This is a genomic window from Novosphingobium aquiterrae, assembly GCF_042434435.1.
In the GTDB taxonomy this organism is placed as follows: Bacteria; Pseudomonadota; Alphaproteobacteria; order Sphingomonadales; family Sphingomonadaceae; genus Novosphingobium; species Novosphingobium aquiterrae.
The window spans coordinates 315,758-342,673 of sequence record NZ_JBHLTL010000001.1 but is presented as its reverse complement, the minus strand read 5'-3'; the positions used below and the strand labels follow the sequence as shown (position 1 = coordinate 342,673).

Genomic DNA, 26,916 nt, shown 5'->3' with positions numbered 1-26,916 from the left:
TATGTGCGCTTTTTCTTTCCGCAATCCAGCCCTATGTTGTCCGCAAAAGGAGAGAGCCAATGCGCGGCATGGGCGGTGAGGGCGAAGATTGCCCGTTTGCCTTCAACTTCGATCCGGCGTCCTTCAAGGTCGGCGATACGGTCAGCTACAAGGTCAGTACGATGGCGGACTGGCCCTTTGTCGGAACACTGCTCGAAGTGCATGAAGATTACGTCGTCATCTCGCCTGGTCCAACCGAACCCGATGCGAGGTATCGCGGAACGCGGGAGAGCCGCCCGATGGTGGATGGGAGCGAGATCTAGAACGCGTCGGCCGCGTCCATAAGGCCCGTCAATCGCTTGGGTGCGATGCTGCGCCAGCTGCGTGTCAGCCATTCCGCCACGGCATCCCAGTCAGTATCGCCCAGATCGAGTCGGATCCCGATCCAACCGTCGCCGAAGTAGGCCGGGCGGTAATAGCGCGCGGCGTCCAGGTCGATCAGCTGTGCCTGCTCGTCCGCGCCGCTGATCTTGACCAGCAGCGCGACCTTGCCGTCGCCGTGATGATCGCTCGAGACATAAGCGAACTTCTTGCCCTTGATCACTCCGAAGCACGGCATGCCGTGACTCAGCACCTCGTCGGCCTCGGGCAGGGCAAGGGCGCGCGTGCGGACCTGCGCGATCAGGTAGTCTGGAGATGAGTCGCGGCTGACCAGCCGGGCAAGACAGCGCGCATAAAGCTGGTGCTCGGCAATCAGGACCCTTGCGGCCAGCGCTTCCGCGGTGTCGCCGGCCATCACTGCAACGGCGGTCTGGCCAAGGACGGGCCCTTCATCCAGTTCAGCGGTGACCAGATGGACCGAGCAGCCAGCATGGCTGTCACCGGCTGCCAGCGCCCGTTCGTGGGTATGCAGCCCGGTGTATTTGGGCAGAAGGGAAGGGTGAATGTTGACCATCCGGCCTTCCCAAGCCCCGACAAAGTCAGCCGTCAGAATGCGCATGTACCCGGCCAGGGCAACATAGCGGGCGCCGTTTGTGCGGATCGCCGCGTCCATCGCCATGTCATGGTCGGCACGGGCCATTCCCTTGTGGGGCAAGACGAAGGTTTTCACCCCTTCAGCCTCGGCCAGTCTCAGTCCGCCGGCATTCGGATTGTTGGAAGCGACAAGGACGATTTCATAGGGGCAGTCAGCCTCGCGCGAGGCATAGAGCAGCGCGGCCATATTGGTGCCGCTGCCCGAGATGAGCACGGCGACCTTGGCCCGTTCAGGCAAGGTGAACGGCTTCCCAGCTCTCGCGCGCCGACCAGTCGTCAGCGCTGCCCTGGACGGTGCAGCCGCGCGGACCCGCCTCGATCGCGCCGATGACATGGACCGTCTCGCCCGCGGCCACCAGATCGGCCTGGACGGATCGGGCTTCCTCTGCACTGACGGCCAGAACCATGCCGATCCCGCAGTTGAAGGTCCGGGCCATTTCCTCCGGCTCGATATTGCCCTGGGCCTGCAGGAACGCCATCAGGCGCGGCTGGATCCAGGCGCCGACGTCGATCCGCGCATGTAGCCCTTCCGGCAGAACGCGCGGCACGTTTTCCAGCAGGCCGCCGCCGGTGATGTGGGCCAGCGCGTGAATCCGACCGGTGCGGATCACGGGCAACAGGCTCTTTACATAGATTCGCGTCGGCTCGATCAGGTGATCGATCAGCAGCCGGTCCTGATCGAACAGGGCGGGTCGATCAAGCTTCCAGCCCTTGTCCGCAGCCAGTCGCCGCACCAGCGAATAGCCGTTGGAATGGACGCCTGAGGAGGCGAGGCCGAGCAGTACGTCACCCGCCGCGACCTTGTCCCCGGTCAATTGCTCGCCGCGCTCAACCGCGCCGACGCAAAATCCGGCAAGGTCGTAATCGCCAGCGGCATACATTCCAGGCATTTCCGCAGTCTCGCCGCCGATCAGCGCGCAGCCGGCCAGCTTGCAGCCATCGGCGATTCCCGCGACCACGCGTTCGGCGATGCCATTTTCCAGCTTGCCCGTGGCGAAGTAGTCTAGAAACAGCAGCGGCTCTGCCCCTTGGACGATCAGGTCATTGACGCACATCGCGACCAGATCGATCCCGATGGTATCGTGGCGATCGTGATCGATCGCCAGTTTGACCTTGGTTCCGACCCCGTCGTTGGCGGCAACCAGCAGCGGATCGGCATAGCCTGCCGCCTTCAGGTCGAAGAACCCGCCAAATCCGCCCAATTCGGCATCTGCGCCGGGGCGGGCCGTGGCACGAGCCAGCGGCGCGATGGCCTTGACCAGCGCATTTCCGGCAGCGATCGAGACGCCAGCCTGCTCATACGAGTAGCTCTTGGGCGGAGGATTATTGGCCATCGCGAGCCGCCTAACGCTTTCCGGCTTGGATTTCCACGATCCTTTAGGCAAAAGGCACCCGGTTTTCCCCGATGACACCCACCTCGACCCATCTTTCTGCGCGAATCCGGCGCCCTGGACCGGTTGCCCTGCTGCTGGGCGGCCTTGGCCTGGCCTTGGCGGGAGCCCTGGTGCTGATTGATCCGGCGGCACTGATCGCTCAGATCGAGGGCGATCGCGGGATCATCCCGGTTGCCGCCAGCCGCGATATCCAGATCGACGGGGTCGAAGTCAATGTGACCGGCGACAATGGGGAAGATGCCCGGCTCAAGGGATGGCAAGCCGCGGCGAAGCTGGCCTGGGCCAAGGCGGGCGGGCCGGCAATTGCCGACGGGCAATTGCAATCGATGGTTTCGTCGATCGTGATCGAGCACGAGCAGATCGGGCCGAGGCGCTATGTCGCGACGCTGGGGGTGGTGTTCGACCGTGCCCGCGCCGGACAATTCCTCAGCGGGGGTGACGGGTCACGTACGCACTCCGCCCCGCTGATGGTCATTCCGGTGCTGCGTTCGGGCGGAACCGCGCAAGTATTCGAAGTGAAGGGACCGTGGCAGGCCGCCTGGGCCCAGTTCCGCGCCGGGCAAAGCCCGATCGACTATGTCCGTCCGTCCGGTTCCGGCGGCGAATCGCTGCTGCTCACGGCAGGCCAGCCGGGTCGGCGCAGCCGCGCGTGGTGGCGCAACGTGCTCGACCAGTTCGGTGCGTCCGACGTGCTGATTCCCGAGGCGCGTCTTGAACGGCAGTGGCCAGGCGGTCCGGTGCGGGGCACGTTCACCGCGCGCTATGGCCCGGACAACACCTGGCTTGGCGGCTTCGAAATGACCGCCAATGACGAAGCCGGTTTGCCTAAAATGCTGGCCCAGGCGGTCGTGCGGATCGACGCGATCTATGCCAACGCCCTGCAGAGCGGCCTGCTCAAACCCGATACCACGCTCAACGTGCGGCCCTCGATCGATCCCGCACTGGCTGCGCTGATCGCCGCCGGTCAGGCCCAGGAAGCTGCGACAAAGGCCGTATCGCCCGATGCCGCGGCAGCGGCTTCGCCTGCGCCCAGCGCGGCAGCGACCGAAGAGGCAAAGGTCAGCACCTTTACCGTGCAGTTCGCTTCGCCCGATGCCGCGGCAGTCGATGCTGCGCTGGGCGCGGTGCGTTCAGCAGCCGGGGTCAAGGGTGCTTCGACAACCAGCCTGGCAATGGGCGGAACCTCGCTTATGCGGGTCAGCTATGCCGGAGAGCTGGCCGATCTTGCCGCCGCGCTGCGGGCACGTGGTTATTCGGTCTCGGTCGGCAACAACGCGCTGTCCATCCGCCGCTGATGGGCCAGATCGCACTGCCCCTGAAGGTTGGGGGCGATGGCCCAGCGCGAGTCGTCGTCGGCAATGCCAATATCGCGGCGGTCGAAGCGTTGAGCGCAACGGAAAGCTGGCCGTTTCGTACCGCCGTGCTGCATGGCCCGCCGCGTTCGGGCAAAAGCCTGATCGCCCGCTGGTTTGCACAGCAAGGTCTGGGCGAAGCCATCGATCAGGCCGACCACATCGACGAAACCAAGCTGTTCCATCGCTGGAACCGCGCCCAGGAAAGCGGCACACCGCTGCTGCTGGTCAGCGGGCGAGGCGAGGAGCAGTGGCAGATCGTCTTGCCCGATCTGCGCTCGCGGCTGGGGGCAGCCCTGCACCTCACCATAGGCACTCCCGACGATGCCATGCTGGCCGACCTGCTGGCGGTCCATGCCGAGCAGCGCGGGCTGGTGCTGGGCGGCGATGCCGCGGCCTATCTTGTCCCGCGGGCCGAGCGTTCCCATCTGGGGATCGAACGGCTCGTCGCCGCAATCGACCGGCTCAGCCTTGAGCGCAAGGTCGCGCCGACGCTGTCGGTGTGGCGCGACGCGCTGGAAGAAGTCATCGGTCCCGAGGAGCCGCGCTTGCTTTGAAGCGCACTTGGTGGGACAAGGGGGGAACGATGCCGCAGCGCCTGGTCACCTATCTCGACTCGATCGTCGCCCGCGATCCCAGCCCGCGGACGCGCTGGGAGGTGTTGCTCTATCCCGGCGTGCTGGCACTGGGCCTGCACCGGGTGGCGCACTGGCTGTTCGAGGCCGAGCTGTTTTTCCTGGCCCGCATGGTCAATTCCGTCAGCCGTTTCTTCACCGCGATCGACATCCATCCCGGCGCCAAGATCGGTCGCAATTTCTTCATCGACCACGGCTTCGTGGTGATTGGTGAAACGTCTGAAATTGGCGACAACGTCACGATGTACCAGGGATCGACCCTGGGCGGGACCAATCCGACCAACGGGGTGGGCGGCAAGCGCCATCCGACCATCGGCGACGATGTGATCGTCAGCCTGGGCGCAGCGATCCTCGGTCCGATCACGGTCGGCCAGGGCGCCCGCATCGGCGCCAATGCCGTGGTCAACAAGGATGTCCCCGAAGGCGCGACGATGGTCGGCATCCCGGCCAAGCAGACCCTGGTCGAGGTCAAGCCCGAGACGCAGAACTTCGTCCCCTATGGCACGCCGTGCTCGGACCGGTTCGATCCGGCGACGCAGAAGCTTGAACTGCTGCAGTGCGAGATCGAGACGATGCAGAAGCGCATCGCCCAGCTGCTGGAAGAGCGTGACGCGGCCGCCGCCAAGCAATCGGCCGGGCGCAAGCGCGGAGAGAAGAAGTCGGCTTGAGCGCGGTCATTACCCCGTTTCCGTTGACCGGAACCCGACCGCAACAGGTCGGGTTCGAACGCACCGAATTGCTGCGCATCCTCGATCTCTACGGCCGCATGGTCGCCGCAGGGCTGTGGCGCGATTATGCGATGGACTTCACCCGCGACGCCGCCAGCTTCGCCGCCTTCCGCCGCACCGCCGAACGCCCCGAAGTCCGTGTCGAAAAGCGCCCGGCGCTGCGGGGCAAACAAGGCATGTGGACTTTGGTGGGCGAAGCGGGTCAGGTACTCAAGCGCGGCCACGAACTGGCCGGCGTCCTGTTCCCGCTGGAGCGGCGACTGCTCAAGGTTGTGGAGAGCTAGGGCGCTAGTCGCGACCTACCCAAAGGAAGGTGCGATGCCGGAATTCGACACTCTCATTTACGAGCGTCCTGAACCCGGGATCGCACGCATCTGGCTTAACCGGCCCGAGGCACGCAATGCGCAGGACACGCACCTGCTTTACGAACTCAACGATGCTTTCGACGCGGCAATGGCGGACGACGGGGTCAAGGTGGTTATCCTTGCTGCCAAAGGGCCGCATTTTTCCGCAGGGCATGACCTGCGCGAGGGCGATCACCGCGCTGCCGGACAAGCCCACAAGCGGGTCGGCACGTGGAACGCAGACAATTGGGACGGGGCGGAAGCCTATTACTGCCGCGAGAAGGAAATCTACGAAGGGTTCTGCCGGCGCTGGCGCGATCTGGCCAAGCCGACGATCGCTTCGGTCCAGGGCAAGGTCATCGCCGGCGGACTGATGCTGGTCTGGCCCTTCGACTTCGTCATCGCCAGCGAAGACGCGACCTTCCAGGACAACACGCTCTACATGGGCATCCCGGGAGTCGAGTACTTCGCCCACGCATGGGAACTGGGCATTCGCAAGGCCAAGGAATTTCTGATGACCGGGCAGCCGATCACAGCGGCTGAGGCGCAAGCGGCCGGGATGGTGAACCGCGTGGTTTCGCCCGAAACGCTTGAGTCGGAGACACTGGCGTTCGCCCGCCTGATCGCCGACAAGCCCTCGTTCGCGTTGAAGCTGGCCAAGGATGCGATCAACGCCGCGTTCCACGCCCAGGGCTTCGAAAACGTCCAGCGCGCGGCCTTCAACGCCCACCACCTGGCGCATACCCATTACCGGCTGCACCAGGATGGATCGTTCATGGACCGGGCATTTGCGCCGGGAATACCGGCCAAGCCAAAATCGGACCGTTGATAAAAATAAAGCCGCGCGGGAAGGCCTTCCTTCCCGCGTGGCCTTTTTTGAATCTTGAGCTGCGTTCAGCCCAGCGCGCCGATCTTCGCCAGTGCGGCCATAACCACCTGGCTCTGTTCGCCGCCCGACTGGGGGACGATTTCGCCGGTCCGGTCGATGATCTGGTCCCAGGCGGCAGCAATGCCTTCGGGGGTGCGGTCATCGGCGGGCAGGGCGACGCCCGGGGTCAAGGTGACATAAGCGGCGTGATAGGCGCCGGCGCCGGCACCGCAGATCATGTTGGTCGGCGCATCCTCGCTGACCAGGTACAGCGCCATCGGGGCGACGTTTTCGGGACTGAGCATCTTGAACAGCTGGTCGGGCATGCCAAGGTCTTCGGTCATCCGCGTGCCGGCGACCGGGGCCAGAGTGTTGACGCGGACGTTGTACTTCGCGCCTTCCAGTGCCAGCGTCTTGGTGAAGCCGGCAAGACCCAGCTTGGCCGCGCCGTAATTGGCCTGGCCGAAGTTGCCGAACAGGCCGGTGCTGCTGGCGGTCATCAGGATGCGGCCATAGGCCTGCTCGCGCATGGTGTCCCACACCGCCTTGGTGCAGTTTGCGCTGCCGTTGAGGTGGACATCGACGACAAGCTTCCAGTCGGCCATTTCCATCTTGGCAAAGCTCTTGTCGCGCAGGATCCCGGCATTGTTGATCAGGATGTGCACGCCGCCCCAGGCTTCCTTGGCCTTGGCGACCATTTCGACCATCTGTTCGTACTCGGTCACCGAGCCGCCGTTTGACATCGCCTCGCCACCGGCCTGCTTGATCTCCTCGACCACTTTCAGGGCGGCGTCGGAATGGCCGGTGCCGTCGCGGCTGCCGCCGAGGTCGTTGACCACCACCTTGGCCCCGCGCTTGGCGAGTTCGAGAGCATAGGCACGGCCCAGGCCGCCGCCAGCGCCGGTGACGATTGCGACGCGATCCTTGTACGAGATAGTCATGGGTAGTCTCCGCTGATTGGCAGGAATCCCGAGGGGAAGCGGCGGCGGAATGGCACGGTGCAAAGGCGCTGGCAATGCCTAGGTCCGCAAGGCCATATTCCCTAGCGTCAACCGGTCCGCCGGACAGCACGAATCGCCGTTCAAAGGCGCGAAAGGGCGGGAATCAGCGCGTCAAAATGATCGATCACCGCATCGGCACCCAATTCGTGCGGCGGCCGGTCGTTGAAGCCGAAGCTGACCGCCACCGCCGGCATCTGCGCGGCCCTGGCCGCCCCGGTATCGAAGGTGGTATCGCCGACAAAGGCGGCGCGGCCACCGCCGCACTGCGCGACCATGGCGTGAAGGGCATCGGGCGCAGGCTTGAGCGGATAGGTCCCGGCACCGATGATGCAGGCAAAGCGATCGGTTAAATCCAGGGCGCCGAACAGCTTGCGGGTCATGGTCTCGCGCTTGTTGGTGACGACTGCCAGCTTGACGCCAAGCGCCGCAAGGTCGTCCAGCATCAGCGCCGCACCGGGGTAAAGCGCGGTGTATACGGCGATGTTCGCCTCATAGAAGGTGAGCAGTTCGGCAAACAGCGCGTCCTCGTCGATCCCGTCGCTGCCGCCGGTCAGCGCCAGGGCGCGCTGCAGCATCAGGCGGGCCCCGCCGCCGATCAATCCCGTCACCGCTTCGCGCGGCACCGGCGGGCGGTCAATCAAGGACAATGCATGGTTCACCGCGGCACCAAGGTCGCCCGAAGTGTCGAGCAGGGTGCCGTCCAGATCGAAGCCGACGATCGCAAAAGGGAATAGGTCCATTCCTGCCCCCTATCCGTTCGTGTCGAGCGAAGTCGAGGCACTTCGCGCGGTGTCTCGACTTCGCTCGACACGAACGGAGGTTGGAGTTAGCTGGACGACTATGACCAATGCCACGCCTCTCGCCATTGTCACTCTTGCCGCGGGCAAGGGCACCCGCATGAAAAGCGACCTGCACAAGGTGCTGCATCCGATCGCCGGACGCCCGATGTTGCTCCACCTGCTGTCCAGCCTCGATGCTCTCGAGCCGCAGCGGCGGGTGATCGTTGCCGGGGACAGGGCTGAACAGATCGAGGCGGCACTGGCCGGAATGGATGCACAGATCGTGCTCCAGGAACCCCAGCTGGGCACGGCCCATGCGGCCTTGCAGGCACGGGATTCGCTGGAAGGATTTTCCGGCAATGTGCTGGTGTGCTTCGGCGACGTTCCATTCCTGGCTGCGGCGACAGTGCGCCGGCTGTGCAGCGCCTTGCAGGGCGGGGCTATGGTGGCGGTGCTGGGCTTTCGCCCGGCCGATACCGCTGCCTATGGCCGGATCATCGCGGACGCCGACGGCTCGGTACGCAAGATGGTTGAGCACAAGGATGCCAGCGCCGATGAACGCGCCGTAACGCTGTGCAATGCCGGCGTTATCGTTGCGGCGGCGGCGGACATGTGGCGATTGCTTGGGGCTGTCGGCAACGACAATGCGGCAGGCGAATACTATCTACCCGACGTTGCCACCAATGCCATCGGCGAAGGCCATACGGTCAAGGTCGTCGAAACCGCAGCCGCCGAAGTGGCAGGGATCAACAGCCGCGCCGAGCTCGCCCAGGCCGAGGCGGTTTGGCAAGATTTCAAACGGGCAGAGGCGATGGCCGCCGGGGCATCGCTCCGCGCCCCAGAGACGGTGTTTTTCAGCTGGGATACGGAACTGGGCCGCGACGTGACGATCGAGCCTCACGTGGTCTTCGGACCCGGGGTCAAGGTCGCCGACAAGGCGACGATCCGCGCGTTCAGCCACATTGAAGGTGCTACGATCGGCGAAGGGTGCGAGGTTGGCCCATTTGCTCGCCTACGCCCCGGCGCGGTGCTGGGCGCAAAGGCCAAGATCGGCAACTTCGTCGAAGTGAAGAACGCAACGCTGGGCGCGGGGGCCAAGGCCAACCATCTATCCTACATCGGCGATGCCGAGGTCGGGGCCGCGGCCAATATCGGCGCGGGCACGATTACCTGCAACTACGACGGCTATTTCAAGCACAGGACCGTGATCGGTGAACGCGCGTTCATCGGTTCCAATTCGGCGCTGGTTGCGCCGGTGAGCATCGGCGCGGACGCCATTGTCGGCGCCGGCAGCACGGTTACCCGCGACGTCGCGGCGGGCGAGCTGCGGATCGTGCGCGGCGAACAGCTGATCAAGCCGGGCTGGGCAGACCGCTTTCACGACGCGATGAAAAAGAAGAAGGCGGAGAAAGCGAAGCCTTGACACGATATCATGATATGATATCAGTATATCAATGACCCGTATCCTCGCCGATCTGCCCGATGAAGACATCAAGTGGCTCGATGCCCGTGCGGCCGAGCAGGGCAAGTCGCGTGCTTCCGTGCTGCGCGAGGCAGTGAGCGCTTATAAGGGGCAGTCCCCAGCCGATGGGATGGATTGGCTGGAAAAGGGCTTTGGCCTTTGGGCGCGGCATGGGGTCGATTACGATCCGCATGAATACGAACGCAAGCGGCGCGCCGAATGGACACGTTATTGGGACGATGACTACGAAGAAGTCCGCGCCGAATCTCCGGACATGTTCGATGACGAGGATGATCGGCAACGGCAAATCTACCTCGACATGGTCGCCGGCAAGTATCCCAAGCCCAAACGGCCCCCTTCCAAGTGAGTGGCTTTGCGTTTGACGCCAACATCGTGATCGATGCGCTGGCGGGCTATCCTGCGGCGCGGGTCGAGATCGAACGCGCGGTGGGTCTGAACGCGCGGCCGTGGATCAGCCGAATGGCGTGGATCGAAGTCCTCTCGAAAGGCAGCGAGGGGATGGTTCAGGATGCACTGGTATTCCTGTCGCGATTTGGGCTCGATGAGATTGACGATGAAATTTCGCGCCGTGCGGCGGCTTTGCGCCGTGAACGACCACGATTGAAATCGCCCGATGCAATCATTCTGGCCTCGGCGCAAATCCGCGGCCGCGTGCTAATCACCCGCAACACCAAGGATTTCCCGGCCGAAATGCCGGGTATCCGGGTCCCATACATTCTCTAACGAAAGCACCCAGAAGCATGTGCGGCATTATCGGCATCGTCGGCAAGGAACAGGTCGCGGACCGGCTGGTCGACGGCCTGCGGCGGATGGAATACCGCGGTTATGACAGCGCCGGGGTCTGCACGGTCCACGATGGCGAACTCGTCCGCCGCCGTGCCCCTGGCAAGCTGGTCAATCTCGTCCGCGAACTGGCGCGTGATCCGGCCCCCGGTACAACGGGGATCGCCCACACCCGCTGGGCCACGCACGGTGCGCCGACCGCGGCCAATGCCCATCCCCATGCCACCGCGGTTCTGGCGCTGGTCCACAACGGGATTATCGAGAACTTCCGCCAGCTCAAGGATGCGTTGGCCGCGCGCGGGCGGACCTTCGAAAGCGACACCGATACCGAGGTTGTGGCACACCTGCTGTCCGAGCAAGTCGAGGCCGGGCTCAGCCCGCAGGATGCCGTGAAGGCAGTGCTGCCGCAACTGCGCGGCGCCTTTGCCCTGGCCATCGCCTTCAAGGACTATCCCGACATGCTGATCGGCGCGCGGCTCGGTTCGCCGCTGGTGCTCGGCTTCGGCGAGGGGGAGACCTATCTTGGCTCCGACGCGCTGGCCCTGGCCCCGCTGACCCAGCAGATCGCCTACCTTGATGAAGGTGACTGGGTGGTCATCACCCGCGACGGCGCGCAGGTCTTTGACAAGGAAAATCGCTCTGCCGAGCGCGCGGTGACCACGTCGGGCGCATCGGCGGCAGAGATCGAAAAGGGTAATTACCGCCACTTCATGCAGAAGGAGATCTTCGAGCAGCCGACCGTGGTCGCCCAGACCCTGCGCAGCTACATCCGCCAGGTCGATCAGTCGGTCGCCCTGCCGCAGTTCGATTTCGACCTGTCCAGCATCAACCGCGTCACCATTGTTGCCTGTGGGACCAGCTATTACGCGGGCATGGTTGCGAAATACTGGTTTGAACAGTTCGCTCGTCTCCCCGCTGACATCGATTTCGCCAGCGAGTTCCGCTATCGCAACCCTGTGCTGGAACCGGGCGGGCTGGCGCTGTTCATTTCGCAGAGCGGCGAAACCGCCGATACCCTGGCGGCACTGCGGCACTGCAAGGAGAACGGCCAGACCATCGCGGTGGTGGTCAACGTTCCGACCAGTTCGATGGCGCGCGAGGCCGACTTGCTGCTGCCGACCCATGCCGGACCCGAAATCGGCGTGGCGAGCACCAAGGCCTTTACGTGCCAGCTGGCCGTCCTTGCGGCGCTGGCCGCGCACCTTGCGGTCAAGCGCGGCATCATGGACCGCGCGGAGGAAAATGAAGTGGTCAAGCATCTGCTTGAAGCACCCGCCAGCCTCAATGCCGCGCTGACCCACGATAACGAGATTGCGGCCATGGCCCACCTGATCGCGCCGGCCCGCGACGTGCTTTATCTCGGCCGTGGTCAGGACTATCCGCTGGCCCTGGAAGGGGCGCTGAAACTCAAGGAAATCAGCTATATCCACGCCGAAGGCTATGCATCGGGGGAAATGAAGCACGGGCCCATCGCCCTTATCGACGAAGCCGTCCCGGTGATTGTCCTGGCGCCCAGCGGGCCGCTGTTCGAAAAGACCGTCAGCAACATGCAGGAAGTACGCGCCCGCGGCGGCAAGATCGTCCTGGTGTCGGATCGCGAAGGTCTCGACGAAGCGGGTGAGGGCTGCCTGGCGACGATCGAGATGCCCAAGGTCCACCCGCTGATTGCGCCGCTGGTCTATGCCATTCCGGTGCAGCTGCTGGCCTATCACGTCGCCTGCGTGAAAGGTACCGACGTCGATCAGCCGCGCAATCTGGCCAAGTCGGTGACGGTGGAGTAAATTTCGAGGCGGAGGGCTTCGACCATGACCAAACTGTGGCTGATTGCATTCGTGCCAGCTCTGATCTGGATGTTTCGTCGCGGCACTCAAGCCCAACGCGTTGCCGGGACGAAGGGCTTGGATGAGAACGCCGATTTTCTGCCGCAAGCCGAACCGTATGAGGAAATCGAGCGTCAGGAGGGAGGACTAAGCTATGGTCGCAAGGCCGAATTTGACAAGGTGCTGAGCGCTCAGGACAAACTGGCCGACGATCCGGGCAAAATCATTCCTGGTGCGACATCTCAGCTCTGATCGTGGGTGGCCGTTGCAGCTGAGCCTTGTCCGCATCGGCGAAAACCGGGGTTCGTCAGTCTATTGCCCAAATCCCGACCATTCGTCGCAGAATTGCCCCGCCTTTACGCGGCGATAACGATTGGTCGCCTATGCCGCATGGGTGAGCAAAAAGTCCGTTACGCCTTCGCTGCCCCGGGTTCTCCCCGTCACTGCCGTTCTGGGCCTGAACGATGCGGCCGACGGTGACTGGGCGCGGCTGCGCGGCCTGCAATATTCCAGTCTGGCCAGGGTGACGAAAGCGCGAGTTGCCGCGCATCTTCTGGCTGCCGTCGGGGTTTGCTGGATCTATCACGCGCAAATCCATTTCGCGGTCCTGATCGGCTGGATGATCGCCCTGGGCACATCGCTGTATTACGGCGCGGAAATCGACAAGGCCCTGGTAGACGCCGATCGCCGCCGCATTGGCCGTGACGAAGTCCAGAAGCAGACGATCGGGGCGATCGCCAATGCCATGGTCTGGGTCGTGCCGATGGCATTTTTCGCGCCTTATGGCGATCCGATGCAGAAGCTTGAGCTTTGGGCGATCTGCGCCATGCTGATGACCGCCTGTGCGGTCATGCTGCCGGCAGTGCCGCTAGCCAACTTGATGTTTACCGGCATTGTCGGAATCGCCTCATTGGTGAGTTTTGCCTATTCGCTCAGCGTTGAAATGATGATCGTTTCGCTGCTGTTCATCGGCGTGGTGGTTCGCGGCGCGATCGAGAACGCCCGTTCGTTCCTGACCGCGCGGGTCGCCGAAGCCGGGATGGCAGAAAAGAACGAGGTCGTCTCGCTGCTCCTCAAGGAATTCGAGGAAGGCGAAGCCGACTGGCTCTGGCAGATCGACACATCGCGCCGGGTACGGTCCGCCAGCCCGCGCTTCGCTTTCGCGCTGGGCCAGACCATCGAGGAGATCGATGGCAAGTCGTTCATTCAGCTGATTGCCGGTCCGGCCTGGGAAACCGGCCAGTTTCCGCCCAGTCTGCACGACCTGGCCGAACGCCTTAAGCGGCGCGAGAGCTTCTCCAACCTGCTGGTTCGCGTCACCATCGGCGGCGCGCACCGCTGGTGGGAACTGTCGGGCACGCCCAAGCTGGACGACAACGGCAATTTCGACGGCTTCCGCGGCGTGGGTTCCGACGTCACGCATGAGCGCGAAAGTTCGGAAAAGATCGCCCACATGGCGCGCTATGACACGCTGTCGGGCCTGCCCAACCGCATGATGGTAACCGAGGCGCTGGGCGAAGCCATGCGCTATGCCGATCAGTGGCGTACCAAATGCGCCTTCCTGATGATCGACCTCGACCGGTTCAAGGCCGTCAACGATACCCTGGGCCATCTGGTTGGCGACCAATTGCTGGCCAAGGTGTCCGAGCGCTTGCGCTCGATCTGCAGCGATAACGAGCTGTGCGGGCGTCTGGGCGGCGACGAATTTGCCATCGTTGTGCGCGATGCCTCCGATCATACCCGCGTTGCCCGAATTGCTGCCGCGATTATCGAGGTGCTCTCGCGGCCTTACGAAGTCGATCATCATACGCTCTATATCGGCGCCAGCGTCGGTTCGGCGATCGGTCCGCGCGATGGCACCACGGTCGAGACCTTGATGCGAAATGCCGACCTTGCGCTGTACCGCTCGAAGGAAGAGGGCGGCGGTCAGCACTTCGGTTACGAGCCGGAACTGCACGCCTTGGCCGAGGAACGGCGCAAGCTGGAGTTCTCGTTGCGCCGCGCGCTTGAGAAGGACGAGTTCGTTCTCAACTATCAGCCCGTGGTCGATACCCGCGACGAAAACATCGTCAGCTTCGAAGCTTTGCTGCGCTGGAACAGCGAAGAACACGGCCTGGTCAGCCCGGGCAAATTCATTCCGCTGGCCGAAGACACCCGTCTGATCGTGCCGATCGGCGAATGGGTGCTGCGCGAGGCGTGCCGCGAGGCCGTGCGCTGGCCGGCCCATGTCAAGGTTGCAGTCAATGTCTCGGGTGAGCAGTTGCTTGACACCCATTTTCTGTCCAGCGTGATCAGCGCGCTCAACCAGACGGGGCTGGCCCCGCAGCGGCTCGAGATCGAAGTGACAGAAAGCATCTTCGTGCGCGATGCGGTCACTGCCCGCGCGGCACTGGAGCAGATCATGGCGCTGGGCTGCGGCATTGCGCTCGACGACTTCGGGACGGGCTATTCCTCGCTCGCCTATATCCGCAATCTTCGTTTCTCTACGATCAAGGTCGATCGCAGCTTTGTCCAGGGCGCCGCCACCGGCAGCCCGGAAAGCCTCGCTATCATCCGCGCCGTAGTCGCCATGGCCGAAAGCCTGGAAATGTCGACGACGGCCGAAGGGGTGGAAACCGAAGCCGAACTCAACGTGATCCGCCAGCTCGGCTGCCGCAAGATCCAGGGCTATTACTATGGCCGGCCGATGCCTGCCGCCGAAGCCCGCTCGCTCTTTGCAACGCCTACGCTGCAACGCGCCAGCGCGTAAGGTTCAGGCTGAAACGAGCGCTTTCACCGCGCTTTCGAACAGCGCACGGCCGTCGGTGCCGCCCTGTTCCGCTTCGATCATCCGTTCCGGATGCGGCATCATCCCCAGCACGTTGCCGGCCGCATTGAGCACTCCGGCGATCTGCCTGGCCGAACCGTTTACAGGCTCGGCATAGCGGAACGCGACGCGGCCTTCGCCTTCCAGCCGGTCGAGCGTGGCTTCGTCGGCAAAATAGTTGCCGTCATGGTGCGCCACCGGAATGGTGATCTGCTGTCCGGCGGCATAGCCGGCGGTAAACAGGCTCTGGCTGTTCTCGACCGTCAGTTTCACCTCGCGGCAGACGAAGTTCATCCCGGCATTGCGCAGCAGCGCGCCGGGCAACAGACCGCTCTCGGTCAGAACCTGAAAACCGTTACACACCCCCAGCACCGGGACGCCGCGGTTCGCTGCGGCGATTACCGCCTGCATCACCGGGCTGCGCGCCGCCATCGCGCCGGAACGCAGATAGTCGCCATAGGAAAAGCCGCCGGGCAGGGCGATGAAGTCAAGCCCATCGGGCAGATCGGCATCGCCGTGCCACACCCGGTGCGGCGCGGTGCCGGAAACCTTTTCCAGCGCGTCGGCCATGTCCCTGTCGCAATTCGAACCGGGGAAGGTGATGACGGCGCTGCGGAAGGTCATGCCGAGATCCTCTCGATCCGGTAGTTCTCGATCACCATGTTGGCGAGCAGCTTGCTGGCCATTTCTTCAAGCTGGGCATCGGTCACGCTATCGGCCACATCGAGTTCGATCATCTTGCCGGCGCGAACATCGTTGACGCCGTGGATGCCCAGCCCTTCAATCGCATGGTGGATGGCGCGGCCCTGCGGGTCGAGCACCCCGTTCTTGAGGCTGACGAAGACGCGGACCTTCATGGGAGTACCTTTCGCACAGACGGGCGTGGGATTCGCCCGCGCCTATGCCTTCGTGCGCGCGGCAGGGCAAGGTGTCCCGACCCCGTGATGCTCAGCTTTCGTACGAATCCATCACATAGCCAAGCGAGCGTACGGTGCGCAGCGGATCGGGCGCGCCGTGCGCGGCCAGCGCGCGGCGCAGGCGGCCGACCCAGACGTCGACCGTGCGCTCGTCCAGCGCGTCCTCGTCCTTGCCCAGCTGGTCGATCAGCGCGGTGCGCGAAAAGACCTGATCGGGATTTTCCATGAAGTGGGCAAGCAGGCGGAACTCGTTGGGGCGCAGCAATACGATGGCGCCATTGACCCGCACCTGATGCGCCGAGATATCGATGGCGATCGGGCCGTTGACTAAGCGCTGGCGGGCGGGCTGGACAGCCGCTCCCTTGCGATCGACCCGGTCAATGAGGCGCGCGGCATCGAGTGCGCCAACGATGTAGTCATCGGCGCCGGCCTGCAGCGCGCGACGCCGGGCGTCGGCATCGGCTTCCTCAAGCACCATGGTGAGGTGCGAACGGCGGGTCGGCTCGGCTTCTCGTAGACGGCGGCACATTTCCAGACCCGACATTGTCGGGCCCAGCCAGTCGATGAAGCCCCATGCGACGCCTTCGATCCGTTCCGGCAATCGATCGCCAAGCGGGATCACGCGCCACGCCGGGCGGTCACGCGCAAGGTCGCTCAGCAGCTGAGGGTCTGGTGCGGTGATCAGGAGTGTGGTCTGTTCGGTCATGTTTGCGGCACAGTTGCATCGGTTTCCCGACCCTGATGCCTGCGCAAAATGACGGTTTCATGATGCTATTGTGACAGTTTCACTTAGCCGCGGTTTCCAACATGCATGCGAGCCCGTGTCATATTGATGTCATATCTTTGTCGTCAAAAAGACCTGTGATTTCCTGCCATGGCGGGTCTAGCATCACCTCATGATCAAGCGTGTTCCGATCCGCACCCTGCGCCTTGTCGTATCACTTCTTTTGGTGTTCTGGGTCTTGCCCGCCCATGCCGAACGGCTGACCTTCGATCATCGGCTCTATCCCCCCTTGAAGGCTGTACTCGACGGCGGGGATCAGGGAATGATCGATTTCAATGGCAAGGATCCGCGCTATGTCGTCGATCTGATCGCAATAAAGGGCAGCTCGGCAAAGAACTGGATCGAGGCACTGGAAATCATTGCGCGCTCCCCTGACAAGAAGGTCAAGACCGCGCGCGACTGGGCAGCGGAATTGAAGGCACGGACTGACCGCGGCTGCATGGTCGACGTGACTCCGATCACCGAGGATGAAATTTCCCTGACGTTTGAGCGCCACGTCACCGCCTGTCCCAGAACCCGGGCCGAAACCACCATCACCCGGATCGTCCAGGGCAAGCGTTCGTTATTCCTGCTGACGATTTTGATCAAAGGCGTGCCCGATCAGCCGGCGCGTCGCCAATGGCTCGAACTGCTGCAATCCGCGCACATTGAGTAGCTGCTTCACATAGCGGTCAAGTCTGTGACACGTCCCTGTCGCAGTGGTGTCACCAAGTCTACGCGGAAGCGACACATAGCGCACCTAGAGGCGGCGGTGAGGCCGCCTGGGGGGCGATTCGGTTTCCCACGGTCGGCGTCGACAAGACAGACCATTCTCCAGGGAAACCACCATGACCCGTACCCGTATCCGCCTCGAAGCGTCCTGTGCCGTGCTTGCGGCGGCGCTTGCCTTGGGCCAAGCCGGCGCAGCCAGTGCCGCGGCCAACCTGACCATCTCCGAAGATGCGGTGAAGGTCGCCGGGCCCGAAGGCGCCGAAGATCCCGCCCCGCAGGACACAACCAGCAGCGAGGGCGATAGCCGCTCGTCGGAACCGGGTCTGACCGAAATCGTCGTCACCGCGACCAAGCGCGAAACCAATCTGCAGCGCACCCCGATCTCGATCTCGGTTATGGGCGCAGATACGATCCGCGAACGCAAGGTGCAGAGCCTGCTCGATCTGGCCGACGGCGGCGTGCCCTCGCTGCGTGTCGCCACCTTCGAAGCCCGCCAGTCGGCGCTGACCATCGGCATTCGCGGCATTGTGCCGCTCGACGCCAACCAGCCGGCTCGCGAGCAGGGCGTCGGCGTCTACATCGACGGCATCTACCTCGGCCGTCAGCATGGTCTCAACACGGCATTGTTCGACATTGAGCGAATCGAAGTGCTCAAGGGCCCGCAGGGCACGCTATTCGGCCGCAACACCGAAGGCGGCGCGCTGTCGATGATCAGCAAGGCGCCCAGTGGCAAGTTCGGTGGGCGTATCGAAGGCGGCTTCGGCAACATCGGCGCCTACAATCTTGGCGGACACCTTGACCTCCCAGAAGTCGCCGGCTTCTCGGTCAAACTCGATGGCGTCATTTCTCACCAGGACGCGATCACCAAGAACCCACTCGCCGACCAGGCCGGCTGGGGTTACTACCACCGCAAGGGCGGCCGCGCCGCGCTGCGCTGGAAGCCCACTGACAATATCACCAACGACTTCGCTTACGACGTAGCACACGACGCGAACACGCCGTTCTACAGCCAGCTGCTCAACTACAACCCCAACAGCTGTCCCAGCGGCGGCTCCAACGCTGCGCCGATCCCGCTCGCTTCGGGCAGCACCTGCGTTACCCCGGGCACTGCCTTCACGGGCACGCAGGGCACCATTCGGCCGCTCATCCCGGGCGTGGTTGTCAACGGATCGAGCCTGATGCGCACCGCCGATATCGGCGTGCCGCAGCAGGAAAGCGTCGACAAGACCCACGGCTTCACCAATATCTTCAAGTGGAAGGCCTCGCCCGAACTCGAGCTGCGCTCGATCACCGCGTGGCGCGGGGTCGATGTCGAACAGTGGGACAACTCGGGCGGTTATCACCGCGTGCCGGTGATCAATCTCGGCTTGGGTAATACGACGAGCGCGTGCACCACGACCACAGCGTGTACCTTCAGCCGCTATAGCCTTGCCGACCTGCGCCAGCGCCAGTTCAGCCAGGAATTCCAGGCGGTCGGTTCGATCGGTTCGTTCGATTACGTCGCCGGTCTCTACTACTTCATCGAACATGTCAGCGATGACGCCGCGACGCCGAACTCGATGTATGCCCTGGCCACGTCGACCGCGGGCATCGTGACAGGTGCCACTTACGCCGAGCGTCCGCGTTCGGCCTATTGCGCCGTCACGACCAACCCGTCCTATGTGGCGCTTGGCAACGCCGTGCAGGGCTGCTCGATCGACCGCGCCTCTGCGGTCCGCTCGCGCAGCTATGCCGCCTACGGCCAGGTCACCTGGAACGCGACCGACGTGCTGCACCTCACGGTTGGCGGTCGCTACACCAAGGACAAGAAGTCGGGCGAACTGCTGATGTCGCGTGGCAACGTCTACCGCGATGCCAGCGGCAACCTGACCGCCACGGCAATTGCCAATGGCTACACACCGCTGGAAAAGACCTGGAGCCGCTTCAACCCGACCGCGACCCTTGCCTACGATTTCAGCGACTCGCTGCATGGCTATGCCAAGTATGCCACCGGGTACCGTGCGGGCGGCGCCAGCTCGCGCACCTCGAACTACCAGGCCTTCGATCCGGAAGACGTGAAGAGCTATGAAGTCGGCCTCAAGGCGGACTTCTGGAACCGCCGTGCGCGCTTCAACCTTGCTGCCTACATCATGGACCGCAAGAACAGCCAGGTCGACCTGTCGACGATCCAGCCGACCGCGACCGGCAACTTCAACAACCTGGTCACCTTCAACGCGCCCGGCATCACCAAGATCCGCGGGATCGAGGCCGACCTGACGGTCAAGCCGGTCGACGGCCTGACCATCGGTGCGTCATATGCCTATACCTACACCGACATCCCGCCGGTCAACGTCAGCTATACGGCATTCGGCACCTGCACCGGCGCAGGCACGCCGTATGCGGGCTGCACCACCTCCGGGCAGGTTCTGCCTGTCAACACCACCACCGTTCCGCAGAAGTTCTTCATCGTGTTCACCCCGCGCAACGCGGCCAGCGGCACGATTGACTACGAAGTGCCGATCAGCGGCGATACCCGGGTCAAGTTCCACATTGACGCAAACTACGCCCAGGCCACCCAGGCGTTCGACCAGTTCGCGACCAAGGCGGACAGCTCGTTCATCATCAATGGCCGCATCTCGCTGCTCGACATCGGTCTTGGCGGTGGCGATGCCAAGCTGAACGTCAGTGGCTGGGTCCGCAACATGTTCGACGAAGCGCACGTCTATCGCCGCGATCCGTCGAACAGCATCCCGGCAGTCCAGACCGCGGCAAGCGCCACGACCAACGTTCTGCTTATCGGCAACGTCGGCGGTATCCTGGGTGACTACGGCAACTTCAACCCGCCGCGCACCTTCGGGCTCGACGCTTCGATCAAGTTCTAAACCTTCCTTTCCAATCCTCCCTGACTGGGCGGGCGCGCTTCGGCATGCCCGCCCATTTTTCTGTCGTTGATTATAACTGACCGGTCAGTTATAAAACTGCACATGGCTCGCACCAAGTCACCGACGCGCCGTTCAGACATTCTGCTGGCGGCGCGCAATGCCTTCAACGCCCGCGGTTTTGCCGGCGCGCGCATGGCTGACATTGCGCACGAAGTCGGGATTTCTAAGGCCGCGCTTTATCATGACTTTGCTTCGAAGGAGGCGCTGTTCGAAGCGCTGACCGGCGAACTGATCGACGCCATGCTGCCCGAGGCCGCCCCCGCGGACTTCGGCGAGATTCCCGCCCCGGACCTGCTGCGCGGCCTGATCGCGGTGATGGCACAGCGGCTGACCAGCCCGGAGATGGCCTTCGTCCCGCGCGTGATCATCGGCGAGGGGATGAACTTTCCGGACCTGGCGCGTTCCTACCATGACCGTGCGATCATGCGCGGGCTCGATACGATTGAACGGATCATTCGCCACGGCATCGCCCGCGGCGAATTCGCGGTCGCCGATCCGCGTCAGGCGTGCCGGACGGTCGTCGGCGGCGTCCTGTTCGGGGCGATCTGGAAGGTGGTGTTCGAGCCGGTCGGTGCCGAACCGCTTGACCCAGTCACGCTCGCGGAGGTCCACGCCGACACGGTATTAAACGGTTTGCGCGTACGGAGTGACGGATCATGAATGGATTGCCAAAGCCAGCAATCGGGCTGGTCGCGCTTGCTGTCATCGGCGCGGCAATTTCGTATCTCTGGCCCCAGCAGCGCCCGGCCAACTGGCTTGGTTATGTCGAGGCGGAGACGCTGTATGTCGCCGCCCCTGTATCGGGGCGACTGGCATCGCGATCCGTCGAACGCGGTGCCAGCGTGGCCCAGGGCGCATCGCTGTTCTCGCTTGATCCAGAAACGACCGATGCCGATACTGCCCGGCTTGAAGCACAGGTGGCCGCCAGCCAGGCACAGGCCGGTGATCTTACCGAAGCCCGTCAACGTGCGCCTGAGATCGCCATTTCGCGCGCTGCCGAGGCCCAGGCCGCAGCGCAGCTGACCAAGGCGCAGAACGACTTCTCGCGCATTGCCGCATTGGCCGCCCGGGGTTTTGCTTCCCGATCCCAGCTCGATGCGGCGCGGGCGGCACGTGACGCCGCAGCGGCAGCACTGGCCCAGACCCGCGCCCAGATCGCCTCGGGCGAGATTTCGGCCGGCCGGTCCGGTCAAATCGCCGCAGCCCGCGCCGACTCTGCCGCCGCTGCCGCTGCGCTGCGCGCCCAGCGTCAGCGCCGCCGCGAAATTGCCCCGGTCGCTCCGGCCAAGGGCGTGATCGAGCAGACCTATTACAATCCTGGCGAGTGGGTTCCGGCCAATGCGCCGGTGGTCTCGGTCTTGCCCGACGATCGCCGCAAGGTGCGCTTCTTTGTGCCGCAAGATCGGATCGCCGCAGTCCGCCCCGGCACCACGATCCGCTTTAGCTGCGACGGCTGCGGCGCGGTGCGCGAAGCGCGGATCAGCTACATTTCTCCGCGCAGCGAATTTACTCCGCCAGTGATCTATTCCGAACACGCCCGGGCCAAGCTGGTGTTCATGGTCGAAGCCTTGCTGCCCGTGACCGACCAGCCGTTACCGCCCGGTCTTCCGGTCGAAGTCACCCCGCTGTGAGCGAGAGTCCCGCCATCGCCGTGCGCGGGCTGACCAAGCGCTTTGGTGCGCGCACCGTGGTCGATCACGTTGACCTGACCGTGCAGCCGGGACGCATCTGCGGCTTTCTGGGACCGAACGGTTCGGGCAAAACCACGACGCTGCGGATGATCTGCGGTCTGCTCATCCCCGACGAGGGCGAAGGCGAAGTGCTGGGCCTTGACCTGCGCACCAAGCGCCGCGCGATCAAGCACCAGATCGGTTACATGACCCAGAAGTTCGGGCTGTTCTCCGACCTGTCGATTGCCGAGAATCTCGAGTTCATCGCCCGCGTCTACCGCCTCGACAACCGCAAGGCGCGGGTCGATGCGGCGCTGGAGCGACTGGGTCTCGCCAGCCGGGCCACCCAGCTGGCCGGCAAGCTGTCCGGTGGGTGGAAGCAGCGTCTCGCCCTGGCCGCCGCGGTGCTGCACGAACCCAAGATTCTGCTGCTCGACGAACCCACCGCCGGAGTCGATCCGCAGGCCCGGCGGGAGTTCTGGGACCAGATCCACGCCCTGGCGCGCGACGGGATGACCGTGCTGGTTTCGACCCACTACATGGACGAAGCCGAGCGGTGCCACGAGATTGCCTATATCGCTTATGGCGTGATGCTGGCGCGGGGGACCACTGACGAGGTGATTGCCGCATCGGGCCTCCACGCCTTGCGCGGGGAAGGGCCCGGCGCGGACCGCATCGCCGCCGAGGTGGAGGCGCGTCCCGGCGTCGACATGGCGGCTGCCTTCGGCACCTCGCTCCACGTCTGCGGGTCCGATCCCGCCGCGCTGCGCCGCGCCGTCGCGCCGTGGGCCGAGCGTATCGCGTTCGAGCCCGCCGCGCCGACGCTGGAGGACGTGTTCATCCACCTGATGCGCACCGCGACAGACAACTCCGTGGTCGAGGCAGCCTGACATGCTCGAACGCATCGGCGCCATGGTGTTCAAGGAAATGCGCCAGATGCTGCGCGATCCCGGCACCGTCGCGATGATGTTCATGATCCCGATCATCCAGCTGGTGATCTTTGGCTTTGCGATCAACAACGATCCGCGCCACCTGGCGCTGGCGGTGGAAAGCAACGACAATTCCGCCTTCAGCCGCAGCATCGTCAGCGCGCTGCGCCAGACGTCCTATTTCGATCTCAAGGCGGCACCGACCGGCTATGGCGAGGGCGACCGCCTGATTGCCGAGGGCAAGGTCCAGTTCGTACTGACCATCCCGCCGGACTTCGCCCGCGCGCTGGTCAGGGGCGAGCGGCCGCAATTGCTGCTGACGGTCGACGCCACCGATCCGGCGGCAACCGGCCCTGCGGTCGCGGCGGTCGGGCAAGCCGTTGACGCGGCGCTGCGCCACGATCTGACCGGACCGCTGGCCGCCCGCGTCACCGCTGCGGCCCCGGTCGATGTCGTGCTGCACCGCAGTTACAATCCCGAGGGGATCACCAGCCACAATACGGTGCCGGGATTGCTCGCGATCATCCTGTCGATGACCATGGTCATGCAAACCGCGCTGGCGGTGACGCGCGAGGAAGAGCAGGGCACGATGGAGAACCTGCTGGCGACCCCGCTGCGCCCGATCGAGGTGATGATCGGCAAGATCGTTCCCAACCTGATGGTCGGGGTGGTCCAGCTGGCGGTAGTGCTGACCTTTGCCGCCACCGTGTTCCAGGTGCCGTTCGTCGGATCGATTGGGCTGGGGATCGCCGTGACCCTGCTGTTCATGGCGACCTGCCTGGCGCTGGGCTTCACCTTTTCGACCGTGGCGTCGAGCCAGCTGCAAGCCATGCAGATGAGCTTCATGTACCTGATGCCCTCGATCCTGCTGTCGGGCTTTGCCTTTCCCTTCAACGGCATGCCGCGCTGGGCGCAGCTGTTCGCCGAACTGCTGCCGACCACGCATTACATTCGGCTCGTGCGCGGGATCATGCTCAAGGGCTGGGACGCTTCGCTAGCCTTGCCTGAAGCCGCAGCATTGGCGGCAATGCTGGTGGTCTTTGCCGTGGTTGCAGTGCGGCGTTACCGCGATACGGTCGGCTGAGGCGTTGGCGCGCGTGCATCCGGTTCGGGCAGGACGGTGATTTCCACGCCGGCATTGCCGCTCAGATAGCGCCTTGCCAGGGTTTGCAAGTCTGTCGCGGTAATCGCGCTGATCCGCGCCTTGGCCTTGGTGTAGCGATCGATCCGGTCGGCCTCGGTCTGGGCACGATCGACATAGGACAGCCAGCCGGCATTGCTTTTCAGAAGGTTGTCGAAATTCTCCAGCATCGGCGCACGCGCGCGCAGCAGCACGTCGGCGCCAAGCGGCCGGTCGCGCAATTCGGTCAGCGTTTCGGCAATCGCGGCGCGGGTTGCGGCAACCTCGCCGACATCGACCGAGGCCGAAACGCCGAATATGCCGAAGCCGTGCCAGGTGCGGGACGCGGTGCTGCTGGCGCTGGGCGAATAGGCCTTGCCCAGCTTTTCGCGCAGGCTGTCGGTCAGCTCGATCTGGACCACGCGCTCGAGCAATTCGAGCTGGAGCATGGCGACCGGATCCTCGCCGTCGCGGGTCGGCCAGGTCAAAGTGACCAGCGCCTGATCCTTTGGCCCGGTGTGATGCAGCAGTCGCGGGCTGCGGTCGGCGGTGAAGCTCCGGACCCGCTGCTCGGCATAGGGGCGGAACTCGGCCTCGCGCACGGGCAGTGCGCCAAAGGTCTTGCCGACTGCGGCAATCGCGTCGGCCGGATCGAAATCGCCAACCAGGCCAATCTCGATCGCGCCGTGCTGCAAGCGGTCGGTGATCGCCATCTTGAGTTTGTCAAAGGTCAGTGTGCGCCAGTCCTCGACCTTGCCCAGGCTGAAGCGCGGGTCATTGTCCGACAGGATCGCGCCGCCGTCCGCCGCCAGCGCGGCACCCGGCGTGGCGCGGAGCGAGGCGAACATATTGTTGATCGACTGGCGGAACTGGACCTCGCCCTCCTTGCGGTAGCCGGGATCGGTGACCTGCGCCGCCAGCAGCTGCATCTGCAGCAGCAGGTCGGCGCGGTTGGTGGTGACAACCTGGGTGAAGGTTTCGTCGGTTGCGGCGAAGCTGGTCGAAGCGGTCCGCCCGGCCAGCAGCGAATCGAGATCGTCCTTGCTGTGTTTGCCCAGGCCGCCCAGCGGCAGCACGCCGGCCATCTTGGTCGCCAGCGGATTGTCCCTGGTCGCCAGGAAATTGCCGCCGTCGATCGACACCTGGATCCAGGTCAGGTCCTTTTGCAGCGCGGTCGGCTTGAGGTTGAGGCGCACGCCGTTGGCAAAGCGCAGTTCGCGGATGCCCAGCACCGGCTCGGTCGTATCGGCCACGACCTGCCCGGCCGGGCCGAAGTCGGTATAGGCAAACGGTGCCGCCGTGGTGACAGCGGGTGCCGCAATGGCGCCGCGCATGGCTTCGTCCCATGCCTGGCGCAGGCCCTGCGCGCCGCCTAGTGGCGGGGTCCGGCCTTGAAAGCGCAGCAGCGGCGCGTCGAGCGGCACCAGCTCGCGCTTCATCGCCGCCAGCACCGCTTCGGGCGTGATCTGCGGAATGAAGGCTTCCAGGCGTTCGAGCGAGCGACGCGGGGTATCCGGCACGATATCGTCGGACAACAGCGCCATAACTGCCCCGGTCAGCTGGCCATTGCTGCGGGTGTCCTGCGCTGCGGCGGCGTTGACGTTGGCGGCGCGGATCGCGGCGACCTGCTCGGCCACTTCGGCCGCGCTGAACCCGTATTTGAGCGCGCGGCGATATTCCTGCGCCGCGGCGATCAATCCGCGGCGCCACTTGCCGTCGACCGTGTCGACCGCCAGCGCGGTGCTGCGCCCGGCCTTGAACAGATCGCTGGTGCCCAGCGCGGCGCTGCGGAACGGGGCATTGGCCTCGCGGGTCAGGCGCAGCATCCGCCGGTTGACCACGCCGTAACCGATCTGGCGCAGCAGGTTCTCGCGGCGCTGGGCGACGCTGTCGGGCTCGTCGAGCCACGGGCCGAGGCGCAGCGCGGTGATCCGCTCCGACAGGGCGGGGTCGATATGAATGCCGGCCCTGGCGGCCAGTTTGGGTTCGACCGGCCCAGCCGATGGCTGGGGATCCGCTTTTGCGGGCTGCCAATCGGCGAAGCGGCTCCGGATCGCCGCCTCTACCGCATCGGGATCGAAATCGCCGATCACGGTCAGCGTGGTCTGCGCCGGCACGTATTCGCGCCTGTAGAATGCCCGCAGGCCCTCCGCCGTCGCGGCATTCAGCGTTTCGCTGGTGCCGATGGGAAGCCGCGCCACATAACGCGCGCTGGGCGTGACGAACTGGGTCTGGTCGATGTAATTGCGCAGCGAAAAGCTGTTTCGGTCGCGCATTTCGGACAGGATCACGCCGCGTTCGCGCGTGACGGCTTCGGGCGCGATGGTCAGCTCGCTCGCCGTCTCGCGCATCAACATGAGTGCGGTATCGAGCAGCGCGGGATCGGTCCGCGGCAGGTTGAGCATGTAGGTGGTGCGCTCGTAATTGGTCTGCGCGTTGGTGTCGGCACCAAAGGACAGCCCGTCGCGTTCGAGCAGCTTGACCATCTCGCCCTCGGGCACCCGGGTCGAACCGTTGAAAGCCATATGCTCGACGAAATGGGCAAAGCCGCGCTCGTCGTCGCTTTCGTCGAGCGACCCGGCATCGACCTGCATCCGCACCATCGCCGTTGCCTTGGGCGTGGCATTGGCGCGCACGACATAGCGCATGCCGTTGTCCAGGCGGCCGAAGCGATAACCTTCGTCGACCGGCACGTCGCTCGCCTGAAAGGCCCAGATCGGCTTGGGCCGTGACCCTGCGCTGGCCAATCCGCCAGCCCGCGGCGCGCAGGCGGCGAGGGCGAGGGCGGAAATCGAGAGGACGAACAGGGCCTTGCGGGGGAGCATGGCGCTTAGGTGGCGCAAGGCGGGGCCGGGGG

26 protein-coding genes are annotated in these 26,916 nt (G+C 64.4%); 18 read left to right on the top strand and 8 right to left on the bottom strand.

Annotation, left to right across the window (positions count from 1 at the left end; all coding sequences use genetic code 11):
* Positions 1-59 precede the first annotated feature (59 nt).
* Positions 60-302 (top strand): hypothetical protein, encoded by a 243-nt coding sequence (locus ACFFF7_RS01755; RefSeq protein WP_379479641.1) that lies wholly within the window; start codon positions 60-62, stop codon positions 300-302.
* On the opposite strand, the gene purN is transcribed toward ACFFF7_RS01755, so the two are convergent.
* Positions 299-1,252, bottom strand: coding sequence for a phosphoribosylglycinamide formyltransferase (gene purN, locus ACFFF7_RS01750; protein ID WP_379479640.1), 954 nt, complete (start codon positions 1,250-1,252; stop codon positions 299-301). The two genes, ACFFF7_RS01755 and purN, sit on opposite strands and share 4 nt — an antisense overlap.
* On the bottom strand, positions 1,245-2,348 hold the full coding sequence (gene purM / locus ACFFF7_RS01745) for a phosphoribosylformylglycinamidine cyclo-ligase (protein ID WP_379479639.1): 1,104 nt from the start codon (positions 2,346-2,348) through the stop codon (positions 1,245-1,247). The genes purN and purM overlap by 8 nt, the downstream gene beginning before the upstream one ends.
* A 71-nt stretch (positions 2,349-2,419) precedes the next feature.
* Between purM and ACFFF7_RS01740 the strand changes: the two genes are divergently transcribed.
* From ACFFF7_RS01740 to ACFFF7_RS01720, 5 genes are read left to right on the top strand one after another with little or no spacing between them, the layout of a single operon-like run.
* Positions 2,420-3,703 carry a heavy-metal-associated domain-containing protein gene (locus ACFFF7_RS01740; protein WP_379479638.1) on the top strand — a complete coding sequence of 428 codons (1,284 nt, stop codon included), beginning with the start codon at positions 2,420-2,422 and terminating at the stop codon, positions 3,701-3,703.
* Entirely contained in the window at positions 3,703-4,317 is a 615-nt protein-coding gene (locus tag ACFFF7_RS01735) for a P-loop NTPase family protein (RefSeq protein WP_379479637.1), read from the top strand. Before ACFFF7_RS01740 ends, ACFFF7_RS01735 begins: the two co-directional genes overlap by 1 nt.
* A gap of 29 nt (positions 4,318-4,346) precedes the next feature.
* Positions 4,347-5,063, top strand: a complete 717-nt coding sequence (epsC, locus tag ACFFF7_RS01730; protein WP_379479636.1) for a serine O-acetyltransferase EpsC — start codon at positions 4,347-4,349, stop codon at positions 5,061-5,063.
* A complete protein-coding gene (locus ACFFF7_RS01725) occupies positions 5,060-5,407 on the top strand; it encodes a DUF2794 domain-containing protein (protein WP_379479635.1) in 348 nt (115 codons plus the stop codon). Before epsC ends, ACFFF7_RS01725 begins: the two co-directional genes overlap by 4 nt.
* Positions 5,408-5,441: 34 nt before the next feature.
* Positions 5,442-6,296 (top strand): enoyl-CoA hydratase, encoded by an 855-nt coding sequence (locus ACFFF7_RS01720; RefSeq protein ID WP_379479634.1) that lies wholly within the window; start codon positions 5,442-5,444, stop codon positions 6,294-6,296.
* A 65-nt stretch (positions 6,297-6,361) separates the two neighbouring features.
* Here ACFFF7_RS01720 and ACFFF7_RS01715 read toward each other — a convergent pair whose 3' ends face one another.
* Together ACFFF7_RS01715 and ACFFF7_RS01710 are read right to left on the bottom strand one after the other, a co-directional pair.
* Complete coding sequence (locus tag ACFFF7_RS01715; RefSeq protein ID WP_379479633.1) at positions 6,362-7,276, bottom strand: SDR family NAD(P)-dependent oxidoreductase; 915 nt, start codon at positions 7,274-7,276, stop codon at positions 6,362-6,364.
* A gap of 140 nt (positions 7,277-7,416) precedes the next feature.
* Positions 7,417-8,076: an HAD-IA family hydrolase gene (locus tag ACFFF7_RS01710; protein WP_379479632.1), complete on the bottom strand. Its 660-nt coding sequence runs from the start codon at positions 8,074-8,076 to the stop codon at positions 7,417-7,419.
* 100 nt (positions 8,077-8,176) lie between these two features.
* On the opposite strand from ACFFF7_RS01710, the gene glmU reads away from it, so the two are divergent.
* The 6 genes from glmU (at position 8,177) to ACFFF7_RS01680 (ending at position 14,950) form a co-directional block, all read left to right on the top strand.
* Entirely contained in the window at positions 8,177-9,538 is a 1,362-nt protein-coding gene (gene glmU / locus ACFFF7_RS01705) for a bifunctional UDP-N-acetylglucosamine diphosphorylase/glucosamine-1-phosphate N-acetyltransferase GlmU (protein ID WP_379479631.1), read from the top strand.
* Between the two features lie 31 nt (positions 9,539-9,569).
* Positions 9,570-9,944 carry a ribbon-helix-helix domain-containing protein gene (locus ACFFF7_RS01700; protein WP_379479630.1) on the top strand — a complete coding sequence of 125 codons (375 nt, stop codon included), beginning with the start codon at positions 9,570-9,572 and terminating at the stop codon, positions 9,942-9,944.
* Positions 9,941-10,321, top strand: coding sequence for a PIN domain-containing protein (locus ACFFF7_RS01695; protein WP_379479629.1), 381 nt, complete (start codon positions 9,941-9,943; stop codon positions 10,319-10,321). The genes ACFFF7_RS01700 and ACFFF7_RS01695 overlap by 4 nt, the downstream gene beginning before the upstream one ends.
* A gap of 17 nt (positions 10,322-10,338) precedes the next feature.
* The gene (glmS, locus tag ACFFF7_RS01690) at positions 10,339-12,162 is read left to right on the top strand and encodes a glutamine--fructose-6-phosphate transaminase (isomerizing) (RefSeq protein ID WP_379479628.1); all 1,824 of its coding nucleotides are present in this window, start codon (positions 10,339-10,341) and stop codon (positions 12,160-12,162) included.
* Between the two features lie 24 nt (positions 12,163-12,186).
* Complete coding sequence (locus ACFFF7_RS01685; RefSeq protein ID WP_379479627.1) at positions 12,187-12,453, top strand: hypothetical protein; 267 nt, start codon at positions 12,187-12,189, stop codon at positions 12,451-12,453.
* 142 nt (positions 12,454-12,595) lie between these two features.
* Entirely contained in the window at positions 12,596-14,950 is a 2,355-nt protein-coding gene (locus tag ACFFF7_RS01680) for a putative bifunctional diguanylate cyclase/phosphodiesterase (protein WP_379479626.1), read from the top strand.
* 3 nt (positions 14,951-14,953) lie between these two features.
* Here the strand turns inward: ACFFF7_RS01680 and purQ are convergent, their stop codons facing one another.
* From purQ to ACFFF7_RS01665, 3 genes are all read right to left on the bottom strand, one after another.
* A complete protein-coding gene (purQ, locus tag ACFFF7_RS01675) occupies positions 14,954-15,631 on the bottom strand; it encodes a phosphoribosylformylglycinamidine synthase subunit PurQ (RefSeq protein WP_379479625.1) in 678 nt (225 codons plus the stop codon).
* Positions 15,628-15,864 carry a phosphoribosylformylglycinamidine synthase subunit PurS gene (gene purS / locus ACFFF7_RS01670; RefSeq protein ID WP_379479624.1) on the bottom strand — a complete coding sequence of 79 codons (237 nt, stop codon included), beginning with the start codon at positions 15,862-15,864 and terminating at the stop codon, positions 15,628-15,630. Before purS ends, purQ begins: the two co-directional genes overlap by 4 nt.
* A gap of 91 nt (positions 15,865-15,955) precedes the next feature.
* A complete protein-coding gene (locus ACFFF7_RS01665) occupies positions 15,956-16,630 on the bottom strand; it encodes a winged helix-turn-helix transcriptional regulator (protein WP_379479623.1) in 675 nt (224 codons plus the stop codon).
* Positions 16,631-16,820: 190 nt separating this feature from the next.
* Here ACFFF7_RS01665 and ACFFF7_RS01660 point away from each other — a divergent pair, with 190 nt between their 5' ends.
* The 6 genes from ACFFF7_RS01660 (at position 16,821) to ACFFF7_RS01635 (ending at position 24,023) form a co-directional block, all read left to right on the top strand.
* Positions 16,821-17,363, top strand: coding sequence for a hypothetical protein (locus tag ACFFF7_RS01660; RefSeq protein ID WP_379479622.1), 543 nt, complete (start codon positions 16,821-16,823; stop codon positions 17,361-17,363).
* A 172-nt stretch (positions 17,364-17,535) separates the two neighbouring features.
* Entirely contained in the window at positions 17,536-20,280 is a 2,745-nt protein-coding gene (locus ACFFF7_RS01655; RefSeq protein ID WP_379479621.1) for a TonB-dependent receptor, read from the top strand.
* A gap of 102 nt (positions 20,281-20,382) precedes the next feature.
* Positions 20,383-21,000, top strand: coding sequence for a TetR/AcrR family transcriptional regulator (locus ACFFF7_RS01650; protein WP_379479620.1), 618 nt, complete (start codon positions 20,383-20,385; stop codon positions 20,998-21,000).
* Entirely contained in the window at positions 20,997-21,971 is a 975-nt protein-coding gene (locus ACFFF7_RS01645; RefSeq protein WP_379479619.1) for an HlyD family secretion protein, read from the top strand. The genes ACFFF7_RS01650 and ACFFF7_RS01645 overlap by 4 nt, the downstream gene beginning before the upstream one ends.
* Positions 21,968-22,900: an ABC transporter ATP-binding protein gene (locus tag ACFFF7_RS01640; protein ID WP_379479618.1), complete on the top strand. Its 933-nt coding sequence runs from the start codon at positions 21,968-21,970 to the stop codon at positions 22,898-22,900. Before ACFFF7_RS01645 ends, ACFFF7_RS01640 begins: the two co-directional genes overlap by 4 nt.
* 1 nt (position 22,901) lies before the next feature.
* Positions 22,902-24,023 (top strand): ABC transporter permease, encoded by a 1,122-nt coding sequence (locus ACFFF7_RS01635; protein ID WP_379479617.1) that lies wholly within the window; start codon positions 22,902-22,904, stop codon positions 24,021-24,023.
* On the opposite strand, the gene ACFFF7_RS01630 is transcribed toward ACFFF7_RS01635, so the two are convergent.
* Positions 24,002-26,884 carry a M16 family metallopeptidase gene (locus tag ACFFF7_RS01630; protein WP_379479616.1) on the bottom strand — a complete coding sequence of 961 codons (2,883 nt, stop codon included), beginning with the start codon at positions 26,882-26,884 and terminating at the stop codon, positions 24,002-24,004. The genes ACFFF7_RS01635 and ACFFF7_RS01630 overlap by 22 nt on opposite strands.
* Positions 26,885-26,916: the final 32 nt, after the last annotated feature.

What these genes read in the sequence shown, in the direction of transcription:
- ACFFF7_RS01755 (WP_379479641.1), top strand. Translation starts at nt 60, where the DNA reads ATGCGCGGCATGGGCGGTGAGGGCGAAGATTGCCCGTTTGCCTTCAAC.
- purM (WP_379479639.1), bottom strand. Translation starts at nt 2,348, where the DNA reads ATGGCCAATAATCCTCCGCCCAAGAGCTACTCGTATGAGCAGGCTGGC.
- ACFFF7_RS01740 (WP_379479638.1), top strand. Translation starts at nt 2,420, where the DNA reads ATGACACCCACCTCGACCCATCTTTCTGCGCGAATCCGGCGCCCTGGA.
- ACFFF7_RS01735 (WP_379479637.1), top strand. Translation starts at nt 3,703, where the DNA reads ATGGGCCAGATCGCACTGCCCCTGAAGGTTGGGGGCGATGGCCCAGCG.
- epsC (WP_379479636.1), top strand. Translation starts at nt 4,347, where the DNA reads ATGCCGCAGCGCCTGGTCACCTATCTCGACTCGATCGTCGCCCGCGAT.
- ACFFF7_RS01720 (WP_379479634.1), top strand. Translation starts at nt 5,442, where the DNA reads ATGCCGGAATTCGACACTCTCATTTACGAGCGTCCTGAACCCGGGATC.
- ACFFF7_RS01715 (WP_379479633.1), bottom strand. Translation starts at nt 7,276, where the DNA reads ATGACTATCTCGTACAAGGATCGCGTCGCAATCGTCACCGGCGCTGGC.
- ACFFF7_RS01710 (WP_379479632.1), bottom strand. Translation starts at nt 8,076, where the DNA reads ATGGACCTATTCCCTTTTGCGATCGTCGGCTTCGATCTGGACGGCACC.
- glmU (WP_379479631.1), top strand. Translation starts at nt 8,177, where the DNA reads ATGACCAATGCCACGCCTCTCGCCATTGTCACTCTTGCCGCGGGCAAG.
- ACFFF7_RS01700 (WP_379479630.1), top strand. Translation starts at nt 9,570, where the DNA reads ATGACCCGTATCCTCGCCGATCTGCCCGATGAAGACATCAAGTGGCTC.
- glmS (WP_379479628.1), top strand. Translation starts at nt 10,339, where the DNA reads ATGTGCGGCATTATCGGCATCGTCGGCAAGGAACAGGTCGCGGACCGG.
- ACFFF7_RS01685 (WP_379479627.1), top strand. Translation starts at nt 12,187, where the DNA reads ATGACCAAACTGTGGCTGATTGCATTCGTGCCAGCTCTGATCTGGATG.
- purQ (WP_379479625.1), bottom strand. Translation starts at nt 15,631, where the DNA reads ATGACCTTCCGCAGCGCCGTCATCACCTTCCCCGGTTCGAATTGCGAC.
- purS (WP_379479624.1), bottom strand. Translation starts at nt 15,864, where the DNA reads ATGAAGGTCCGCGTCTTCGTCAGCCTCAAGAACGGGGTGCTCGACCCG.
- ACFFF7_RS01665 (WP_379479623.1), bottom strand. Translation starts at nt 16,630, where the DNA reads ATGACCGAACAGACCACACTCCTGATCACCGCACCAGACCCTCAGCTG.
- ACFFF7_RS01660 (WP_379479622.1), top strand. Translation starts at nt 16,821, where the DNA reads ATGATCAAGCGTGTTCCGATCCGCACCCTGCGCCTTGTCGTATCACTT.
- ACFFF7_RS01655 (WP_379479621.1), top strand. Translation starts at nt 17,536, where the DNA reads ATGACCCGTACCCGTATCCGCCTCGAAGCGTCCTGTGCCGTGCTTGCG.
- ACFFF7_RS01650 (WP_379479620.1), top strand. Translation starts at nt 20,383, where the DNA reads ATGGCTCGCACCAAGTCACCGACGCGCCGTTCAGACATTCTGCTGGCG.
- ACFFF7_RS01645 (WP_379479619.1), top strand. Translation starts at nt 20,997, where the DNA reads ATGAATGGATTGCCAAAGCCAGCAATCGGGCTGGTCGCGCTTGCTGTC.
- ACFFF7_RS01635 (WP_379479617.1), top strand. Translation starts at nt 22,902, where the DNA reads ATGCTCGAACGCATCGGCGCCATGGTGTTCAAGGAAATGCGCCAGATG.
- ACFFF7_RS01630 (WP_379479616.1), bottom strand. Translation starts at nt 26,884, where the DNA reads ATGCTCCCCCGCAAGGCCCTGTTCGTCCTCTCGATTTCCGCCCTCGCC.